The sequence below is a fragment of the Nocardioides pyridinolyticus genome (assembly GCF_054653575.1).
Genome location: NZ_BAAIFY010000013.1, coordinates 32,899 through 50,884 on the forward strand (window position 1 = coordinate 32,899; position 17,986 = coordinate 50,884).

Here is a 17,986-nt window from a genome sequence, read left to right on the forward strand (position 1 = left end):
CTCCTCGGTGACGGTGCCGGCGTTCACGAACGCGTCGTACGCGCCCTGGGTGAACACGACGTCGTCGGAGGCCAGCACGTCGTAGGTGTTGAGCTGGTCGACCGCCACGATGTGCACCTCGGGGGCGTTGCGCAGCGACAGCCAGGTGACGGTGTCGGTCCGCTCCAGCACCACGAGGAAGTTGACCCGGTCCGACAGCGTCGCCAGGGCCGCGAGCGCGGCCTTGGTCGACGGGGCGTCGGCGCTGATGATCGAGTCCACGACGTGGATGCGGTCGTTGCGCGCCCGGTCGGAGAGGGCACCGCGCAGGGCGGCGGCCTTCATCTTCTTGGGGGTGCGCTGGTCGTACTTGCGCGGCTGCGGGCCGTGGACGGTGCCACCGCCGGCGAACTGCGGCGCGCGGGTCGAGCCCTGGCGGGCGCGACCGGTGCCCTTCTGCTTGTAGGGCTTGCGGCCACCGCCGCGGACCTCGCCGCGGGTCTTGGTGGCGTGCGTGCCCTGACGCGCAGCGGCCTGCTGGGCCACGACGACCTGGTGGATCAGGGGAACGTTGAGCTCGACGTCGAAGATCTCCGCGGGCAGGTCGACCTTGGCCTTCTTCGGGGCGGCGGTCTTCTTCGCGGCGGTCTTCTTCGCGGCCGGCTTCTCAGTGGTAGCCATGCTCAGACCTCCTTGCCAGAAGTGAGGGAGTTCTTGGCGGCCGAGCGGAGCACGACGAGACCACCCTTGGGGCCGGGGACGGCGCCCTTGAGGAGGATCAGGCCCTTCTCGGTGTCGACGGCGTGCACGGTGACGTTCTGGGTCGTGACGGTGTCCTGACCCATCCGGCCCGCCATGCGGACGCCCTTGAACACGCGACCCGGGGTGGCGCACGCGCCGATCGAACCCGGCTTGCGGTGGTTGCGGTGGGCACCGTGCGAGGCGGACACACCGGCGAAGCCGTGACGCTTCATGGTGCCGGCGAAGCCCTTGCCCTTGCTGGTGCCGGTGACGTCGATGTCCTCGCCGGCGGCGAAGGTGTCGACGGGCAGTTCCTGGCCGACGGTGTACTCGCTGGCCAGCGCGGTGCGGATCTCGACCACGTGGCGGCGCGGCGTGACGCCCGCCTTGCCGAAGTGGCCGGCCTTGGGCTTGGACACCTTGCGGCCGTCGATCTCACCGAAGCCGACCTGCACGGCGTTGTAGCCGTCGGTCTCGGGGGTGCGGACCTGGGTCACGATGTTCGTGCCCGCGGCGACGACGGTCACCGGGACGACGCGGTTGTTCTCGTCCCAGACCTGGGTCATGCCGAGCTTGGTGCCCAGCAGGCCCTTCACATTGCGTTCGAAAGTCATGTCAGTACCGACCTCAGAGCTTGATCTCGATGTCGACGCCGGCAGGCAGGTCGAGGCGCATGAGCGAGTCGACGGTCTTCGGCGTGGGGTCGATGATGTCGATGAGGCGCTTGTGCGTGCGCATCTCGAAGTGCTCGCGGGAGTCCTTGTACTTGTGGGGCGAGCGGATCACGCAGTACACGTTCTTCTCGGTCGGCAGCGGCACCGGGCCGGCGACCTTGGCACCCGTGCGGGTGACCGTGTCCACGATCTTGCGCGCCGAGGTGTCGATCACCTCGTGGTCATAGGCCTTGAGCCTGATGCGGATCTTCTGTCCCGCCATCTGTCTCTCTCGTCCTTCTCGATCAGTACCGCGTGCAGTGCGGGACGTCCTCCGGCTTGAGTCGGTCCCGGTCGCTCCCCACCGCCCCGGCTCCGACCCCCGCGGTCGGGCGTGTCGCACTGAGTTGGCGCAACACGAAACCGCTGGGGATCTCGCTGGTGTCGGTGGCTCCCGACATGTGATCCACTCGGTGGTCCACATGTCGGGCGAATCGGGTCTCCAGGTTCGGTGCGGCCGCACGCCGGACCACTGAGCCATGCCGGTGGCCGGAGCCGCCAGGAGACGCGATTCAGTAGTCAAGATGTGTGCTGCACCCCGGCAACCCGCCGAAGCAACCGGACTATCTTGGCAGAGGTCCCCCGCCTAGTCCAAATCGGTCGGGCGATGCCTGCCGCCACGCCGATCCGGCCCAGATTCTACGTGGTGCGTGCTGGCCGGCCACCTGTCCGGAACCAGGTACTAGGTTGGTCCCCGTGTCCGGGGACGGTAGCTACCCACCGCCGGGGAGTACGCCGCCCGGCGGCCCGCCCCCGCCCGGGTGGACGCCTCCGCCCCCGCCACCACAGCAGGCCTGGACGCCGACCGCGGGGCATCCCCCGGGCCCGCCGCCCGGGATGCTCGGCGCCGCCCACAAGCCCGGCGCGATCGCGCTGCGGCCGCTGAACCTCGGCGACATCTACGACGGCGCGTTCCGCATCATCCGCTTCAATCCCAAGGCCACGGTCGGGTCGGCGGTGCTCGTCGCCGCGGTCTCGATGGGCATCCCGGTGCTGCTGACCGCACTGCTCACCGTGCTCGTCGACTTCTCCGCCGACGGGTCCGGAGACCTCTCCGACGCCGAGACGATCGCCGTGCTCGGCACCACCGGGTCGCTGTTCGTCGGCATCGTGCTCCAGGCGGTCGGCGTCATCCTGGTGACCGGCATGATCGCCCACGTCGTCGCGGCTGCGGCGATCGGCCGGCGGCTCTCGCTCGCCGAGGCGTGGGCCGCGACTCGCGGGTCGCGCTGGCGGCTGGTCGGGCTCGCCCTGCTGCTCGGCCTGATGGTCGCGGTGATCTGCGCCGCCTACGTCCTCCTGTGGGTCGTCGTCGTCATGCTCCTGCCGACGCCGCTGATCGTGGTCTTCGGCCTCGTGACCGTGCCGGCGTTCCTCTGCTTCTTCGCGTGGTGGTGGATCCGGGTCTACTACCTGCCGGTCCCGGCGCTGATGCTGGAGCGGATCGGGGTGATGGCGGCGACCCGTCGCGCCTTCCACCTCACCCGCAAGCAGTTCTGGCGCACGTTCGGCATCGCGCTGCTCACCGCGGTGGTGACCGGCATCGCCGGCAGCGTCCTGGCCGCGCCGTTCTCGATCGCGAGCAGCTTCGCCCCCGCCGCGATCGAGGGCAGCCGCTACGTCCCGCTGGTGACGGTCGTCCTCACCGCACTCGGCACCGTCGTGCAGACCGCGTTCGTCACGCCGTTCACCGCCGCGGTCACGTCGCTGCAGTACCTGGACCAGCGCATGCGCAAGGAGGCGTACGACGTCGAGCTGATGGCGCGCGCCGGAATCACCGGTCAGTGATCGCCCTCGCGACCGAGCCGCCCCTCGATCCGAGCGGACGTGAGGCCCGCCGGCTGCTCCAGCGCGAGCTGGTGCGCCCGGAGTACCACGACCGGAGCCTCGTCGAGGAGGTCCTCGACTGGATCGACCGCTTCGTCACCCGGACGATCGACGCCGCCACCGCCGCTCCCCCGCTGTCGACCTTCTTCGCGATGGTCGCCTTCCTCCTGCTGGCCCTCGCGCTCGGCTGGCTGCTCTCCCGCGCCGGCGGGTCGGCGCGGGACACGCGCGACCGGGCGGTGCTGCGCCCCGACGAGGCCGTCACCGCGGCCGAGCTGCGCCGCCGGGCGGAGCAGGCGCTCGCGGACGGGAGGAACGCCGACGCCGTCGTCGAGGGCTTCCGGGCGCTCGCCGTGCGACAGGTCGAGCGCGGCCGCCTCGACGACCTGCCCGGGGCCACCGCCCACGAGGTCGCGGTCGCCCTCGGTGCGGCTCACCCCGACGCCCGCGGCGCGGTGGACGGGACCGCGGCGCTCTTCGACGCCGTCCGGTACGGCGACCGGCCCGCCACCCGCGAGCAGGCGGTCGGCGTGCTCGAGCTCGACGACGTCCTCGGCGGACGCCGATGAGGCGGCACCGGACGACGATCCTCGTCGTGGTCGGGCTGCTGGTGGCGGTCGCGATCGTCGCGTTCACCAGCAGCCGGGTCACGACCGGCGCCGCGCTCGACCCCGACAACCCCTCGCCCGGCGGCGCCCAGGCGGTCGCGCGGGTGCTCGAGGACCAGGGCGTCGAGGTGACCGTGGCCCGCGACGCGGACGCCTTCGACGCCGCCCGGGTCGACGCCGCCACGACCGTGCTCGTCACCTCGGCCGATCTGCTGGGCCGCAGCACGATCCGGCGGCTGCTCCGGCACGCCGGCGACGCGACGCTGGTGCTGGCCGAGCCGCCGCCGGGCACCACCCGGGCCCTCGGCGTCCGCGCGGCGCCCGCCGGGGTCTCGATGCAGGACCCGCGGCCGGCCGGCTGCCCGGCGTACGACGGGCTCGAACTGGTGGTCGACCGGGGCTCGGAGTACCCCGTCGACGGCGGCTGCTTCGGCGGCCTCCTCGCCGAGCCGGAGGACGGCCTCGTGCTGCTCGGCGCCGCCGACGCGATCTCGAACGGCGAGGTGCTGCGCGCCGACAACGCCGCGGTCGCGCTCCGGCTTCTCGGCGCGCACGACCGGCTGGTCTGGTATGTCCCGGACCTGGCCGACCTCGACGCCGACGACGGCGTCAGCCTGGCGACGCTGCTCCCGGAGTGGCTGCGTCCGGCGCTCTGGATCGGCTTCCTCGCCACGCTCGGCCTCCTGCTCTGGCGGGTCCGCCGCCTCGGCCCGCTGGCCACCGAGCCCCTGCCGGTCGTCGTCAAGGCCATCGAGACCACGCACAGCCGCGGCCGGCTCTACCGCAAGGCCGGCGACCGGGCGCACGCAGCGCACGCCCTCCGCGCCGCCGCCCGGCAGCGCGCCGCGGAGCGGTTGGCGCTCGGACCGCACGCCGACCCGGCCGCACTGGTGCGCGATCTGGCCCGGCACACCGGCCGTCCCGTGGAGGACGTCGAGCGGCTGCTCGGCCCGTCCGCACCCGCACCCACCACCGACCACGACCTGATCGCCCTGGCCAGTGCGCTGGCCGAGCTCGACAGAGAGGTACGCCGACCATGACCGAGATCCCAGCCGGAGACGCGCGGGAGCGGCTGACCGCCGTACGCGCCGAGGTCGCGAAGGCCGTCGTCGGCCAGGACGCCGCCGTGTCCGGTCTGCTGGTCGCGCTGCTGTGCGGGGGGCACGTGCTGATGGAGGGGGTGCCCGGCGTCGCGAAGACGCTGCTCGTGCGCACGCTCGCCGGCGCGCTGTCCGTCGACACGCGCCGGGTGCAGTTCACGCCCGACCTGATGCCCGGCGACATCACCGGGTCGATGGTGATCGACAGCAACCGCGGGGAGCTGAGCTTCCGGGAGGGCCCGATCTTCACCCACCTGCTGCTCGCCGACGAGATCAACCGGACGCCGCCGAAGACACAGTCGGCGCTGCTGGAGGCGATGGAGGAGGGCCAGGTCTCGGTCGACGGCGTCTCGCGGCCGCTGCCCCGGCCGTTCCTCGTCGCGGCGACGCAGAACCCGGTGGAGTACGAGGGGACCTACCCGCTCCCCGAGGCGCAGCTGGACCGGTTCCTGCTCAAGGTGGTGCTGCCCGTGCCTCAGCGCGAGGACGAGCTGGAGATCCTGCGCCGGCACGCGCAGGGCTTCGACCCGCGCGACATCGCCGGCGCGGGGGTGACGCCGGTGGCCGGTGCCGACGACATCGCCGCGGGGCGGGCGGCCGTCGGGCAGGTGCAGGTGTCGCCCGAGGTCGCCGGCTACATCGTCGACATCGCCCGGGCGACCCGGGAGTCGCCGTCCCTCAGCCTCGGCGTGAGCCCGCGCGGCGCGACCGCGCTGCTGCGCTCGGCCCGGGCGTGGGCCTGGCTGACCGGCCGCGACTTCGTGACGCCGGACGACGTCAAGGCGCTCGCCCACGCGACGCTCGTGCACCGGCTCGGGCTGCGGCCCGAGGCCGAGCTCGAGGGCGTCGACGTGGCCCAGGTGCTCGCCTCCGCCCTCGGATCGGTGCCGGTCCCTCGATGATCCACCCCAGCTGATGTCCGTCACCGGCCGCGTCCCGCTGCTGCTCCTGCTGGGAGTGGTGCCGGTCGTGCTGCGCCCGTCGATGGGCACGGTGTGGCTGTGGGTGCTGGCCGTCCTGCTGTTGGTCGCGGTCGACGTGCTGCTCGCGGCCTCCCCCTCCTCCCTCTCCCTGGCGCGGCCTCCGGTGGGCACGGTCCGACTGGGCCACCCCACCGAGACCCGGCTGGTCGTCACCAACACCTCGCGCCGGCGAGTGCGCGGAGTGCTGCGCGACGCGTGGCAGCCGACGGCGGGGGCGTCCTCGAACCGGCACCCGGTCGCGCTCGGCCCCGGGGACCGGATGGTCGCGCGGACACCGCTGCTCCCCCGCCGCCGCGGCGACCTCCGGGCCATCGGCGTGACGGTCCGGCTCCGCGGACCGCTCGGCGTGGCCGCGCGGCAGCGGACGCTGCCGGCCGAGGGCGTCGTCCGGTCGCTGCCGCCGTTCGAGTCCCGCAAGCACCTGCCCAGCCGGCTGGCCCGGCTCCGCGAGCTCGACGGGCGGGCCGCGGTGCGCGTGCGCGGGCAGGGCACGGAGTTCGACTCGCTGCGGGAGTACGTCCGCGGTGACGACGTGCGCTCGATCGACTGGCGGGCCAGCGCGCGCAACCGCTCGGTGGTCGTCCGGACCTGGCAGCCCGAGCGCGACCGCCGGGTGGTGCTGGTGCTGGACACGTCGCGGACGTCGGCCGGCCGGGTCGGCGACGTCCCCCGCCTCGACTCGGCCATGGACGCCGCCCTGCTGCTCGCGGCCCTGGCCGCGCGAGCCGGCGACCGGATCGACTTCCTCGCCGGCGACCGGCGGGTGCGCAGCCGGCTGCGGTCGGCGGGCGCGCGGGACGTGGCGGCGAACCTCCAGGACGTGATGGCCGACCTCGACCCCGTGATCGCCGAGGCGGACTGGAGCCAGCTCGCCGGCGCGGTCACGGGCCTCGGCCGGCAGCGCGCACTGGTCGTGCTGCTCACGCCGCTCGAGCCGTCCGCGGTCGAGGAGGGGCTGCTGCCGGTGCTGCCGGCACTGACCCGCCACCACCGCGTCGTGCTCGCGTCGGTCCGCGACCCCGCGCTCGAGGAGCTCGCCGGCGGCCACGAGGACCTCGACGCGGTCTACGACGCCGCCGCGGCGGCGCAGGCGATCGGCCGGCGCAGCTCCACCGCCGGCCTGCTGCGCGCGCTCGGCGTGGACGTCATCGACGCCGACGCCGAGCGGCTGCCGCCGGCGCTGGCCGACCACTACCTCTCGCTGAAGGCGCGCGGGCTCCTCTAGGAGGTCCCTAGGAAAGCACGAGCTGGGCGACCAGCGCGTGGTGATCGCTGTTGAGGCCGGTGAGGACCCATTGGCCGGCGAAGCGGATCCGGCCGTCGGCGTACGCCTGCTGGTCGGCCCAGACGTAGTCGATCCAGCGACCGTGGACCGGGAACGTGGGCGTCACGTCGATGCCGAGCTTCTGGTACGACGAGACCGCGATGTTCTTCAGCGCGTCGCGGGGCCCGTCGGCCGGGCGGTTGCGGGCGTCGGCCCGGGCGTCGAAGTTGTAGTCGCCGGTGCCGACGACCCAGCGGCCGGGCGCGGTGCGGAAGACCCGGGCGAGCTTCTGGAGCTGGTTCTTCGCCCGGTAGGCGTTGATCGTCGTGGTGAACCGGCCGGGCCGGTCGAGGTCCTCGATCGCCTGCGGGAGGTGGGTGTTGATGACCGTGAGGGTGCGGCCGGTGGCGCGGTGCTTCAAGGTGACGACGGCGACCAGGCGGGTGCCGAAGGGGTAGCGGCCGACGTCCCAGCCGACGCCGGTCGCGACGACCCGCTGCCGGGCGCGTACGAGCGAGAACTCCGAGGAGCGCCACGAGACGGCGAGCTCGGAGCGGCCCTCGCCGAATCCGAACGTCTGGGTCGTCCAGCCGGGCAGCCCGCGGATGGCGGCGCCGAAGGTCTGCGCCTCCTGCCAGCCGACCACGTCGACGGCCGGGCGGCGGGTCAGCGCCAGCGCGTCCTGGCGGGCCTGGGCGACCGAGAGCTTGCGGAACATGTTGAAGCTGGCGACGCCGGCGCGCACCGGCTTGAGCGCGACCGGCCTGACGTTGCCGGACGCCGAGCCCCCGGCGAGGCGGGCCGGCTGTTGCGTCTTCGGGATCGCCGGCGGACCGAGCATCGGTCCGGACGTGGCCGAGACGGTCTCGACCTGTTGCGGGGGTTGCGGGTCCCGGTCGACGAAGGGCGTCACCACCAGCGCGACGACCGTGACGACCAGCAGCAGGGGCGGCGGACCGGCCCACCTGCTCGTCGCGCGGGCGCGCTCGACGTCCTCGCGGCGGCGCCCGAGACGGACCCGTCGAACCACGCGGCTTCCCCTCGGCTCGGTCGGCAGGTCCTGTCACGCTAGTCCCGGCAGCACCTCAGGCCCCGCAGGTCACGCGAGTGTCGGGAAATCTCCTCGGCTCGCGGCCACCGCCAGGCGGTCGACGAAGTCGTTCATCCGGTGGCCGGAGTGCCCCTTGACCCAGGTGAAGGCCACGTCGCCGCGGTCGGCGACCAGCTCGACCAGCGGCTCCCAGAGGTCGCGGTTGGCGACCGGCTTCTTCGCCGAGTTGGTCCAGCCGCGGGCCAGCCAGCCCTGCCACCAGGCGTCGCGGAAGCAGTTGACGACGTACGTCGAGTCGCTCACCACGAGCAGCGGGCCGTCGAGCTGGCGGACCGCCTCGAGTGCCGCGCGGATCTCCATCCGCTGGTTGGTCGTGGCCGCCTCATGGCCGGAGGCGTAGACGCTCGTGTCGAGCGCCCAGGCCCAGCCACCGGGGCCGGGGTTGCCGCGGCACGCGCCGTCGGTGAAGACCTCGCGGGCTCCGGGCGGGACGGGCATCGGGGGCTTGGGCACGGACGGAACCCTCGCACACCGCCGCAGGGGGCTAACGTCCCGGTCATGAGGAGCGAGCTCTCGGACCTCGTGCACCGCTACGCAGCGTTCGTGGACGCGCGCCGGTGGGACGACGTCGCGGCCCTGTTCACCGAGGACGCGGTGCTGGTGGTGCCCGAGCCGCCGCGGACGTTGGAGCCCGCGGTCGAGCGGGACGTGCGGGAGGCGATGAGGGCGCTGGAGAGCACGCTGCGGACCGTGCACGAGGTGCTGGGCGAGGTCTACGACGAGACCCCGGACGGCGCGCGGGGCGTGGTGCGCGGGGTCGCGCACCACCTCGTCGAGCGCGACGGTGGCCCGGTGGACCTGGCCTGGCGGCTGCGGTACGACGACGCCTACCGGCGTACGCCTGCGGGATGGCGGTTCGCCCGCCGCGCGCTGACCATCGACGTGGTCGAGGTGCGGCGGGTGCAGAAGGTGCGGCCGTGACGTCGCCGCTGGACCTGCTGGGCACCTGGGACCTGGTGCGGGAGATCGACGACCGCCTGGCCGGCGAGCGCCGCGACGTGCGCGGCTCGGCGACGCTGGCGCTCGAGGCGCCGGGACGGGTGCGCTGGAGCGAGGAGGGCACGATGACGTGGGGCGACCGGTCCGTGCCGGTGTCCCGGACGCTGTACGCCGTGCTGGTGGACGACGCATGGTGGGTGGAGTTCTCCGACGGCCGGCCGTTCCACCCCTGGGGGGTCGATGAGCGGGTCACCCACCCGTGCGCCCCGGACACCTATGTCGGGCTGATCGAGGTCGGGGGCCGTCGCGACGGGGAGCCGGTCGAGCGGTGGACGGTCGAGTGGCGGGCGACCGGGCCGGAGAAGGACTACGTGATGCGCACGGTCCACTCCGGACGCCGGTGAGCCTCAGCCCATGACGCTGGCGGGCGCGTCCGGGTCGACCCGGCGCAGCCGCGACCAGGCACCGAGGTCGAGGACGTTGCCGGTGCGCTCGCCGGTGAACGTCACCGGGTCGGCGTCGTGGTCGTGCCCGGCCTCGACGACGTCGACGAGGTGCGCCATCACCTGGCCGACCAGGGGCGCGTTCTTGAACTGGTTGCCGCTCGTGCCCATGGCGACGTACCACCCGGGCAGGGCGGTGCGGTCGTAGATCGGCGTCCAGTCGGTCGTGGCGTCGTAGACGCCGACGACGCCGGTGGGCCGGTTCGGCACGGTCGCGCCCGGGAAGCGGCGCGCGGCCCGCAGCGCCTGGGCCTCGAAGACCGTGGCCGTCGGGCGCGGGTCGGCGTCCTCGGGGCGGGCGAGCCACTCGAGCGGGTCGCAGTCGGGCTCCAGGCCGCCGACGAGGAGACCGCCGCTGTCGGGGCGGGAGTAGGTGCCGAGGTCGGGGTCGGCGAGGGCGACCGCGGGCGCGAACCCGGGCAGGTGGTGCACCTCCTGGCGCAGCGGCCGGGAGGTGACCGCGAAGTCCGCGTCCGCGCGGGCGAGCCGGTTGAGCGCGCTCGACCACGGCCCGGCCGCGTTGACGACGACGTCGGTGTCGAGCACGTCGCCCCCGGCGGTGCGCAGCCGCCAGCGGCGGGAGCCGCTCTCGGCGGCGACCACCTCCCGCCGGAGCAGGAACCGCGTGCCGTGGGCACGGGCCGCGACCGCGAGGTTCTGGGCCGCGAGGCGAGGGTCGTCGACGTACCCCGCGTCCGGGGTGAAGGTCCCGACCAGGGTGCCGCGCACCTCGTCGAAGAACGCCGGGTCCTCGACCGCCCGGGGCGGGCCGAAGCGGCCGGCGTCGATGCCCGGCACCCGGCGCCGGATCTCGTCGGCGTCCCACGCCTCCCACGTCACCCCGGCCGCGTCGAAGTGGTCGGTGACCGCGCCCGGCGCGGAGTCGAGCACGAGCATGCCGGTGCGGTGGAACCCGGCCAGCCCGTCGGGATCGCGGTGCCCGAGATGGCCGGCCCAGTCGGTCCAGAGGTGCCGGGCCTCCCAGGCCGCGGCGACGCCGGTGAAGGTCGAGTAGTGGAAGCGGATGATCGCGCTCGACGCGCTCGTCGACCCGAAGCCGACGCCCGGCCCCTTGTCGACCACGACCACCTCGCGGCCGCCACGCGCGAGCTCGAGGGCGATGGCCGAGCCGATCACGCCGGCACCGACGACCACCGCATCCGTCATCCGCGCAGCCTAGGTGCTGCCGAGGGGCCTGGGCTCCCCGGTGTACCCGAGCTGCTGCGCCTCGGTCACGATGCCCTTCCATGCGTCGCGGACCACGGCGATGTCGGATCGGTGCTCCTCGACGAACGCGTCGATGAGCGGCGCCAGCTTGTCGACGGTCTGCGTGTAGACGTCTGCTCGGCAGGCCCAGTCGGCCTCGATCAGCTCCTCCTCGCCGGCGAGGAGGCGCTGCCAGCCGGCGGAGTTCCACCGTTCGGTGTCGTCGAGTGAGTGGGGGATGTCGTCGTTGTCCGGGCCGAGACTGCTCATCGCGGGCCCGATGTTGTCGTTCGCGGGCAGGCCGGCGTCGTCGAGGACGGGGATGTCGGCGGCATCCATGCAGTTCAGGTACCGGGAGGTCGGCGGGAGGCCGAACCGGTCCTCGGCTCCTCTCACCATGTCGTGCCACTCCAGGGTGAGACGCTCGATGAGTTGCGGTGCGGCGCGGTCCAGGACCTCTTCGGATCGGGGTTCGGCGCTGCCGAGGCACCGGGTGGCGGCCTCGTCCTGATCCGCCGGCGGGTGGTTCATGACGGCCTCGGAGCCATTCGGAGCTGTTGAGCGGGTCCCGCGGTGGCGCATAGCTTCTCGACAGGGACCAGTCCCACTCGGGGAAGCCTGCGGCGTCCATGCACGAGTCCATGTCACCGTTCGCCGAGTAGGACTGGAGCACGTAGAGCGCATCGGCCTCGTACTGGCTGCCCGCGATCGACTCGAACACCCGCTGCGCCTGGGCGCGGACCTCCTGCCCGGGCGTTGTCGGACGGCCGACCCATTCGCTGGCGGAGATGGTCACAGCGTCACCTGGCTGGGTCGTGCGCGCGGGCTCGGCACCCTGGCTTGTCAGAAAGACCCCTGTAGCCGCGATCCAGAGGACGCCTGCGGAAGCGATCCACGGCTTGACCGACTTCATGGCAGAACCTCTCGGACTTCAGCTGTTGCCGGCCCACGGGTAGATCTGGACGAGGAACCCGGGTCTGCATGACCGGACCACCCGAGCGTCGTGGTGCGGACCTGAGGTGTCTTTCCAGTCGTGGGCAGCAGGACCGGATAGAACCTGCCCACCGGTGAGGCACAGCTGCAAGGAACACTGTGCGAACGCCAGCACCCGCATCGGAGCCTTCTCTCGGTGGGTGTTGTGGCCCACCGTGCCCTCCGGTGCCGATCGGCGATCAAGCGCCAACCGACGTTCACCACAATTGGGTGGACTACCGCGACAAGACGACTTGGGTGTTCACCGGCGCGACGACTAGCTCGAATGGACTGAGCCCGCACTGCTGAGCGTGCGGCAACCGCCGCTAGCCTCGGCAGATGAGCACGATAGAGACCTAGACCTTTGCGCTGGGCGCTGGTCTGGCGTTGTTCATAGTCCCCTCTGGCTCGCCGTGACGTTCGTGGCTCACTGGATCGCATGGCAACTCGCCTTCGATCATGTGCGCGGTGAGCCTGTGCCGAACGACCTCTTCCCGATGTGAGACCGGTGCCGTTTGCCGGTCCATGGTTTGGAGCAGATGTACGTCATGACGACGACGCCCGACGATGATGGCCGTTCGATGCGCGAGCGCATGCTGGCCGGTGACCTCTATCGGGGAGCCGATGACGAATTGGTGGCCGAGATGGCACAGGCCATGCGGCTCACGAAGCGGTACAACGACAGCGACCCTGAAGACGCTGAAGGACGAGCGGCCATCCTGAGCGAGTTGCTCGGCGAGGTGGGCGACGAAGTCGACATTCGCCCCCCTCTCCACTGCGACTACGGGAGCCATATCCGCGTCGGCTCTCGGACGTTCATCAACTTCGGCCTCATGGCCCTCGACGTCGCCCCCATCACCATCGGCGAGGACGTCCTCATGGGGCCGAACGTGCAACTGCTCATGCCGACGCACCCCATCGCTCCTGAGCCTCGCCGCGCCAAGTGGGAGGCGGCTCTGCCGATCGCCATCGGTGACAACGTATGGATCGGCGGCATGGCCGTGATCTGTCCCGGCGTGACTATCGGCGAGGACGCCATCATCGGGGCTGGGGCGGTCGTCACGAAGGACGTCCCCGCAGGCATGGTTGCGGTCGGCAATCCCGCGCGGGTGGTCCGCTCAGTTCGCGACCAGTAATCGCGCCTCGTCCGGATCTGCCGCGATGCGCGCGTCAACAACGTCCTGAGAAGCGACACCCAGGTCGCCGTAGCGCGTGGACGCTCAGCCGCGAGCACCAGGGCTCGGTGTGCCGGCCCGTCACGTTCTTCGGTGGAACTGGACCTTGCCGGTCGGGAGGTAGGTGGTGTCGTAGTTGGTGTCGTGGGCGCGGTTGTGGTGCCAGTGGCACAGGGAGATGGCGTTGTCGAGGTCGGTGGTGCCGCCGTCGGTCCAGCGGGTCTTGTGGTGGGCGTGGAGGCCGGTGGTGTGGTCACATCCCTCGGCGGCACAGCCGCGGTCGCGCACCGACATCGCGACCCGCTGGGCCTCGGTGAACAGGCGGCGTCTGCGGCCGACGTCGAGGGGCTGGGAGGCGCCGCCGAGGACGACCGGGATGACCCCGGCCTCGCAGGCCAGCCGGCGGGCCATCGCGGGTGAGATGCGCTCGCCGGTGTCCAGGACCCCGGCCTTCTCCAGCCGCCCGAGGAGCACGTCCAGCTCCATGGTCACCACGACGGTGGCGTTGGTCCCGCCGGTCTTGGGGAGCCGGTCGACCGGGTAGCGCTCGATGAGCTCGCGGAACGCCTGCCCCAGCGCTTCGGGGGTGGGGCGCCGTTCCGGGCCGGGGCCCTCGGTGGCCGCGCGGTGCTTCGGCGCCGCGAGCGCGGTCAGCGCCTTCTTCAGGGCGGCGCCGTGGTAGCTCGGGATGGTGAAGGTGCCGTGGGTGCGGCCCTCCCCGTCGTCCCACATCGACAGCCGGGTCGCCTTCGCCGCGGCGGCCTCCTCCTTGGCCAACACGGCGGCCTCACGCGCGTCGGCCTCCTCGGGCGCGACCACCTCGTACAGGTGCTTGCCGAGCCGGTTCAGCGCCTTGGCGTCGTGGTGCCGGGCTTGCGCCAGCAGGTGCGCCTCCGCCTGCTCGCGGGTCTCGGGGTCCACCTCGTCCGGCAACCGGTCGACCCACCGCAGGATCACCCGGGCCTGCTCGGCCAGCACCTCCCCCGCGGCCAGCGCGGACCGGGTCTGCCGGTGCTGCTCCAAGGCGTGGCCGAGCCGGACGGTGGCGTGGGCCTCGGCCCGGGTGGCCTGGGACTGGTGCGCCAGCCAGTTCGCGGCGCTGGAGGCGCCGACCTCGCAGCCCACGTGGAGGTCGTCGGCATGCGCCGCGACGCGGGCCTTGAGCTCCACGATCCGGGCCTCGGCGCGCTCGAGCCCAACCAGGGTGGCGGCGGTCTCGGCGGCGTCCATCGACCACACCGACGCGTCGGCGACGGTGTCGAGCTCGGCGTGGACGTGCGCGGTCGCGACACTGACCCGGTGGCGGGGCGTGGCGATCGCTGTCATGGGTTCAGCCAAGCACTGACCGCCGACACTGATGAGGCTCAGAACCCCTCATTCCACAGGGATCTGGGTCACGAAAAGGTCACGGTTGCTCCACAAGCCGGGGTGGTGTCGAGGCGCGCTCCCGCAACCCGGGAGACAACGCCGGCCCGCGCCCGCCGTTCCCGCTTCGCTGCCCGTCGGCGGCCGACCCGGGCGGACCCCCAGCCCGCGCCCACCAGGCGGCGCGGAGCGCCCTCCTCAACCACCGCGGACGGCTACTGGAGCCCGCGGATCGCCCGGGTCGGGCGGCGGCGGCCGGCGATGGTGTTCGCCATGTCGATGGTCTGACGGGTCTCGACGACCTCGTGGACGCGGAACACCCGGGCACCGGCGTACGCCGAGATCGCGGTCGTCGCCAGCGTGCCGATCAGCCGCTCCCCCACCGGGAGGTCCAGCGTCTCGCCGACGAAGTCCTTGTTCGACAGCGAGACGAGCACCGGGTAGCCGGTGGCGACCATCTCGCCGAGCCGGCGGGTGAGCTCGAGGGAGTGGAAGGTGTTCTTGTTGAAGTCGTGCGCGGGGTCGATGAGCACGGACTGCCGGTCGACGCCCGCGGCGATCGCGCGCTCGGCGTACGCCACGGTGTCGGCGATCGCGGCGGCGACCACGTCGTCGTACTCCACCCGGTAGGGGCGGGTCCGGGGGACCGCGCCGCCGGTGTGGGTGCAGACGATCGCGGCACCGCCCTCGGCCGCGGCGTCGACGAGCTCGGGGTCCACCCCGCCCCACGCGTCGTTGAGGACGTCGGCGCCGGCGGCGCACACGGCGCGACCGACCTCCGCGCGCCACGTGTCGACCGAGATCACGACGCCGGGGAACGACTCGCGCACGCGGGCGACGAAGTCGACCACGCGGGCCTTCTCCTCGGCCGCGTCGATCTCGTGACCGGGCGCGGCCTTGATGCCGCCGATGTCCACGATCTCGGCCCCCTGCGCGACGACGTTCGCGACGCGCTCGAAGGCCTTGTCCTCCTGCCAGGTCGCGCCCCGGTCGTAGAAGGAGTCCGGGGTCCGGTTGACGATCGCCATGACCAGTGCCTCGGTGTCCGCGAACGAGTGGCGGCCGAGCTTGAGCGTCACACCGCCAACACTAGGCTCTCGACCGTGAGCGATTGGTTGCGGACCCACACGCACCACTGGAACGACTGGTCCCTCGACGACCTGCTCGCGCTCAAGGGCGACACCCGGATCAGCCTGGTCGTGCCGGCCCGCAACGAGGCCGCGACCGTCGGCGACGTCGTCTCCCGCGTCCGGGAGGCGCTCATGGAGACCGCGAGCCTGCTGGACGAGATCGTGGTCATCGACTCCGACTCCACCGACGCGACGTACGACGTGGCCAGCGAAGCCGGCGCGACCGTGCACCGCGCCGCGGACATCCGCCCGGACCTCGGCCCCCGCGCGGGCAAGGGCGAGGCGATGTGGAAGTCGCTGTTCGTGACCCGCGGCGACCTGATCGCGTTCATGGACGCCGACCTGCTCGACTGGGACACCCACTTCGTGCCCGGCCTGCTCGGTCCGCTGCTGACGTCGCCGGACGTCCGGCTGGTGAAGGGCTTCTACCAGCGACCGTTCACGGCCGGCGACGAGTCGGCGCCGTTCGAGGGCGGCCGGGTGACCGAGCTGGTCGCCCGCCCGCTGATCGCGCTGCTCTTCCCGGAGCTGCGCGACCTGGTGCAGCCGCTGGCCGGGGAGTGGGCGGTGCGGCGGTCGCTGTTCGAATCGCTCCCGGTGCCTACGGGGTACGCCGTCGAGCTGGCCGCTCTCGTCGACACGCTCTCCCTGTACGGGCTGGGCGCGATCGCCCAGGTCGACCTCGGCACCCGCGCCCACCGGCACCAGGCGCTGCGCGACCTCGGCGGCATGTCCGCCCAGATCATCGCCGCGGCCCTAGCGCGCGCCGGCGCCCGGGCCGTCGACGACGCCCTCGACCTGCGCCAGTTCGCCGGCTCCGGGGACGAGCTCGAGGCGCTCGACAGGTTCGTCCCGACCTCGGAGCGGCCGCCCGCGCGCGAGGTCTGACCGGCGCTACAGAGGCAGCTCGTCGGCCCGGCGCGGGTAGCGGGCGCGCTCCTCGACGCTGCCGTCCTCCCGGCGGATGACGTGGACGACGCCGCGGACCCGCGCCTCGCAGCGGCCGACCTCGAGGGCCGCCTCCCGGGTTCGGTACTCCCCGGGCAGCGGCTCCCGGCGGCCGACCCGGTTGCGCCACGACCCGCCGTCGCAGAACGTCTCGATCGGCTCTCCCATGTCGTGCTTCCCTCCGAGCAGGCCCTCGCTCCCCGCGAGGGAAAGAGGTGACGTACCCGACTGCCGGAGGGTCATGCCCGGGATCAGGGCAGGCAGCCGGCCTCGGCGCCGGTTCTCGACATGCCGGTGAGGTCACCCGCGCCGAACCGGATGTTCTGCGGTGCGGCGATCCCGTACATCACCTGGACGCTCTCGTCGGCGTGGCCGAGCCCCAGCGCATGGAGGATCTCGTGGAGCATCACCTGACCCCAGCCGCTCCGGTCGTAGCCGGCGGGCAGGACCTCGCCGTTGTCGAGCGTGAGGTAGCCGCGGTCCATGCGCCACCGCACGTCCGCGCCGCCCACGCCCCAACCACGACCGCCGCCGACCCCGACGACGTTGCCACCGAGGCTCGGCAGCTCGGAGTCGTCGGCCCAGCCGACGACGATGTCGGCCGTCGCCGCGGGGAACCCCGCGTCGTTGACGTTCCCGAGGAAGCGCCAGGTCGTCGCACCGGTGTACCGGAACTTCAGCCCGGAGGCACCGGAGATCTTCGCGAAGGCCCGCTGCACGTCGGCGAGCGCGGTGTAGCCCTGGCCGGCGGGGTTGTAGGCCCAGCGGATCACCGCGCAGGGGTTCCAGCGGCCACCGTCAGGGAAGAGGTAGGACCAGCTCCCGGGCGTGCCCGCGCCGACGTAGCCCTCCGGCAGCAGCTCGGCGGCGTCGTACTCGTCGGTGCCGGGATCGGTCGGCGGGTCGGGGTCGGTCGGCCCGGCGACGACGTCGACCGCGATCGGCGCGGTGACGCCGGCCCGTAGGCCCTGGGACCGGAGAGCCCGGACCCGGAACGTGCGCACGCCCGGCTCGCCCCCGGCCGGGACGCGGAACGTGTAGGCGCCGGTGCGGGAAGAGGACTTCGCCGCGATCGTCACCCACGCGCGCGCCACCCGCTCCTCGAGGAGCAGCTTGCGCGGCTTCGCCCGGGTCTCCACCGAGCCGACGATCCGGATGGTGCCGTCGACCGGCACGTCGCTCACCCGTGCCACGGCGGCGATCGGGTACGCCGTCCGCGTCCTCGCCACGTCGCTGACCTCGGTCAGCGTGGCCGTCGGGGACGGGCCCGCCGCGCCGAGGGTGAGCGCGAGCGCCCCGGCGACGAGGACGGAGCGGAGCGACGGCACGACTGAGACTAACTTGGTCATCGCTGGGTCATCGGCGTTATCGGGAATCGCCTTGACCGTGGGTGGGCCGGCTCACACAGGACGCATGGCGGCC

At 72.9% G+C, this 17,986-nt stretch carries 19 protein-coding genes and 1 pseudogene; 9 read left to right on the forward strand and 11 right to left on the reverse strand.

Annotated features, from left to right (window positions below; genetic code table 11):
* The 3 genes and pseudogenes from rplD to rpsJ all read right to left on the reverse strand — a co-directional run.
* Positions 1 to 660, reverse strand: a pseudogene (rplD, locus tag ACYQ0U_RS12835) (50S ribosomal protein L4); the annotation flags it as partial.
* 2 nt (positions 661 to 662) lie between these two features.
* On the reverse strand, positions 663 to 1,334 hold the full coding sequence (gene rplC / locus ACYQ0U_RS12840; protein ID WP_459973425.1) for a 50S ribosomal protein L3: 672 nt from the start codon (positions 1,332 to 1,334) through the stop codon (positions 663 to 665).
* Positions 1,335 to 1,347: 13 nt separating this feature from the next.
* Complete coding sequence (gene rpsJ, locus ACYQ0U_RS12845) at positions 1,348 to 1,656, reverse strand: 30S ribosomal protein S10 (protein ID WP_008360994.1); 309 nt, start codon at positions 1,654 to 1,656, stop codon at positions 1,348 to 1,350.
* A gap of 473 nt (positions 1,657 to 2,129) precedes the next feature.
* On the opposite strand from rpsJ, the gene ACYQ0U_RS12850 reads away from it, so the two are divergent.
* The 5 genes from ACYQ0U_RS12850 to ACYQ0U_RS12870 are packed head-to-tail and all read left to right on the forward strand — an operon-like array spanning position 2,130 to position 7,176.
* Positions 2,130 to 3,221 carry a hypothetical protein gene (locus ACYQ0U_RS12850; protein WP_459973428.1) on the forward strand — a complete coding sequence of 364 codons (1,092 nt, stop codon included), beginning with the start codon at positions 2,130 to 2,132 and terminating at the stop codon, positions 3,219 to 3,221.
* Positions 3,218 to 3,829, forward strand: a complete 612-nt coding sequence (locus ACYQ0U_RS12855) for a DUF4129 domain-containing protein (RefSeq protein ID WP_459973430.1) — start codon at positions 3,218 to 3,220, stop codon at positions 3,827 to 3,829. The genes ACYQ0U_RS12850 and ACYQ0U_RS12855 overlap by 4 nt, the downstream gene beginning before the upstream one ends.
* Positions 3,826 to 4,908, forward strand: coding sequence for a DUF4350 domain-containing protein (locus ACYQ0U_RS12860; protein WP_459973432.1), 1,083 nt, complete (start codon positions 3,826 to 3,828; stop codon positions 4,906 to 4,908). The genes ACYQ0U_RS12855 and ACYQ0U_RS12860 overlap by 4 nt, the downstream gene beginning before the upstream one ends.
* On the forward strand, positions 4,905 to 5,870 hold the full coding sequence (locus tag ACYQ0U_RS12865) for an AAA family ATPase (RefSeq protein ID WP_459973434.1): 966 nt from the start codon (positions 4,905 to 4,907) through the stop codon (positions 5,868 to 5,870). Before ACYQ0U_RS12860 ends, ACYQ0U_RS12865 begins: the two co-directional genes overlap by 4 nt.
* A gap of 13 nt (positions 5,871 to 5,883) precedes the next feature.
* A complete protein-coding gene (locus tag ACYQ0U_RS12870) occupies positions 5,884 to 7,176 on the forward strand; it encodes a DUF58 domain-containing protein (RefSeq protein ID WP_459973436.1) in 1,293 nt (430 codons plus the stop codon).
* 7 nt (positions 7,177 to 7,183) lie between these two features.
* Here the strand turns inward: ACYQ0U_RS12870 and ACYQ0U_RS12875 are convergent, their stop codons facing one another.
* Positions 7,184 to 8,245: an exonuclease/endonuclease/phosphatase family protein gene (locus ACYQ0U_RS12875; RefSeq protein ID WP_459973439.1), complete on the reverse strand. Its 1,062-nt coding sequence runs from the start codon at positions 8,243 to 8,245 to the stop codon at positions 7,184 to 7,186.
* A 69-nt stretch (positions 8,246 to 8,314) separates the two neighbouring features.
* Entirely contained in the window at positions 8,315 to 8,779 is a 465-nt protein-coding gene (locus ACYQ0U_RS12880) for a ribonuclease H family protein (protein ID WP_459973441.1), read from the reverse strand.
* 45 nt (positions 8,780 to 8,824) lie between these two features.
* Here ACYQ0U_RS12880 and ACYQ0U_RS12885 point away from each other — a divergent pair, with 45 nt between their 5' ends.
* A complete protein-coding gene (locus ACYQ0U_RS12885) occupies positions 8,825 to 9,247 on the forward strand; it encodes a nuclear transport factor 2 family protein (protein WP_459973443.1) in 423 nt (140 codons plus the stop codon).
* A complete protein-coding gene (locus ACYQ0U_RS12890; RefSeq protein WP_459973445.1) occupies positions 9,244 to 9,669 on the forward strand; it encodes a DUF6314 family protein in 426 nt (141 codons plus the stop codon). Before ACYQ0U_RS12885 ends, ACYQ0U_RS12890 begins: the two co-directional genes overlap by 4 nt.
* A 3-nt stretch (positions 9,670 to 9,672) precedes the next feature.
* Here ACYQ0U_RS12890 and ACYQ0U_RS12895 read toward each other — a convergent pair whose 3' ends face one another.
* Both ACYQ0U_RS12895 and ACYQ0U_RS12900 read right to left on the reverse strand, forming a co-directional pair.
* Positions 9,673 to 10,935 carry an NAD(P)/FAD-dependent oxidoreductase gene (locus ACYQ0U_RS12895; protein ID WP_459973447.1) on the reverse strand — a complete coding sequence of 421 codons (1,263 nt, stop codon included), beginning with the start codon at positions 10,933 to 10,935 and terminating at the stop codon, positions 9,673 to 9,675.
* Positions 10,936 to 10,944: 9 nt separating this feature from the next.
* Positions 10,945 to 11,505 (reverse strand): hypothetical protein, encoded by a 561-nt coding sequence (locus ACYQ0U_RS12900; protein ID WP_459973448.1) that lies wholly within the window; start codon positions 11,503 to 11,505, stop codon positions 10,945 to 10,947.
* Positions 11,506 to 12,494: 989 nt separating this feature from the next.
* Here ACYQ0U_RS12900 and ACYQ0U_RS12905 point away from each other — a divergent pair.
* Complete coding sequence (locus ACYQ0U_RS12905; protein ID WP_459973450.1) at positions 12,495 to 13,082, forward strand: sugar O-acetyltransferase; 588 nt, start codon at positions 12,495 to 12,497, stop codon at positions 13,080 to 13,082.
* Positions 13,083 to 13,202: 120 nt separating this feature from the next.
* Here ACYQ0U_RS12905 and ACYQ0U_RS12910 read toward each other — a convergent pair whose 3' ends face one another.
* Positions 13,203 to 14,447, reverse strand: a complete 1,245-nt coding sequence (locus ACYQ0U_RS12910; RefSeq protein WP_459973452.1) for an HNH endonuclease signature motif containing protein — start codon at positions 14,445 to 14,447, stop codon at positions 13,203 to 13,205.
* Between the two features lie 254 nt (positions 14,448 to 14,701).
* Positions 14,702 to 15,565: a dihydropteroate synthase gene (gene folP, locus ACYQ0U_RS12915; protein WP_459973455.1), complete on the reverse strand. Its 864-nt coding sequence runs from the start codon at positions 15,563 to 15,565 to the stop codon at positions 14,702 to 14,704.
* Positions 15,566 to 15,589: 24 nt separating this feature from the next.
* On the opposite strand from folP, the gene ACYQ0U_RS12920 reads away from it, so the two are divergent.
* Complete coding sequence (locus ACYQ0U_RS12920) at positions 15,590 to 16,504, forward strand: glucosyl-3-phosphoglycerate synthase (protein ID WP_459973457.1); 915 nt, start codon at positions 15,590 to 15,592, stop codon at positions 16,502 to 16,504.
* Between the two features lie 6 nt (positions 16,505 to 16,510).
* Here the strand turns inward: ACYQ0U_RS12920 and ACYQ0U_RS12925 are convergent, their stop codons facing one another.
* Positions 16,511 to 16,807 (reverse strand): DUF2188 domain-containing protein, encoded by a 297-nt coding sequence (locus ACYQ0U_RS12925; protein WP_459973459.1) that lies wholly within the window; start codon positions 16,805 to 16,807, stop codon positions 16,511 to 16,513.
* An 8-nt stretch (positions 16,808 to 16,815) separates the two neighbouring features.
* The gene (locus tag ACYQ0U_RS12930) at positions 16,816 to 17,913 is read right to left on the reverse strand and encodes a zinc metalloprotease (protein WP_459973461.1); all 1,098 of its coding nucleotides are present in this window, start codon (positions 17,911 to 17,913) and stop codon (positions 16,816 to 16,818) included.
* Between the last annotated feature and the right edge of the window lie 73 nt (positions 17,914 to 17,986).

Excerpts from the sequence above, each read along its gene's own strand:
- ACYQ0U_RS12865 (WP_459973434.1), top strand. The coding sequence starts at position 4,905 with ATGACCGAGATCCCAGCCGGAGACGCGCGGGAGCGGCTGACCGCCGTA.
- rpsJ (WP_008360994.1), bottom strand. The coding sequence starts at position 1,656 with ATGGCGGGACAGAAGATCCGCATCAGGCTCAAGGCCTATGACCACGAG.
- ACYQ0U_RS12885 (WP_459973443.1), top strand. The coding sequence starts at position 8,825 with ATGAGGAGCGAGCTCTCGGACCTCGTGCACCGCTACGCAGCGTTCGTG.
- ACYQ0U_RS12895 (WP_459973447.1), bottom strand. The coding sequence starts at position 10,935 with ATGACGGATGCGGTGGTCGTCGGTGCCGGCGTGATCGGCTCGGCCATC.
- ACYQ0U_RS12910 (WP_459973452.1), bottom strand. The coding sequence starts at position 14,447 with ATGACAGCGATCGCCACGCCCCGCCACCGGGTCAGTGTCGCGACCGCG.
- ACYQ0U_RS12870 (WP_459973436.1), top strand. The coding sequence starts at position 5,884 with ATGTCCGTCACCGGCCGCGTCCCGCTGCTGCTCCTGCTGGGAGTGGTG.
- ACYQ0U_RS12905 (WP_459973450.1), top strand. The coding sequence starts at position 12,495 with ATGACGACGACGCCCGACGATGATGGCCGTTCGATGCGCGAGCGCATG.
- rplC (WP_459973425.1), bottom strand. The coding sequence starts at position 1,334 with ATGACTTTCGAACGCAATGTGAAGGGCCTGCTGGGCACCAAGCTCGGC.
- ACYQ0U_RS12925 (WP_459973459.1), bottom strand. The coding sequence starts at position 16,807 with ATGACCCTCCGGCAGTCGGGTACGTCACCTCTTTCCCTCGCGGGGAGC.
- ACYQ0U_RS12860 (WP_459973432.1), top strand. The coding sequence starts at position 3,826 with ATGAGGCGGCACCGGACGACGATCCTCGTCGTGGTCGGGCTGCTGGTG.
- ACYQ0U_RS12900 (WP_459973448.1), bottom strand. The coding sequence starts at position 11,505 with ATGAACCACCCGCCGGCGGATCAGGACGAGGCCGCCACCCGGTGCCTC.
- ACYQ0U_RS12930 (WP_459973461.1), bottom strand. The coding sequence starts at position 17,913 with ATGACCAAGTTAGTCTCAGTCGTGCCGTCGCTCCGCTCCGTCCTCGTC.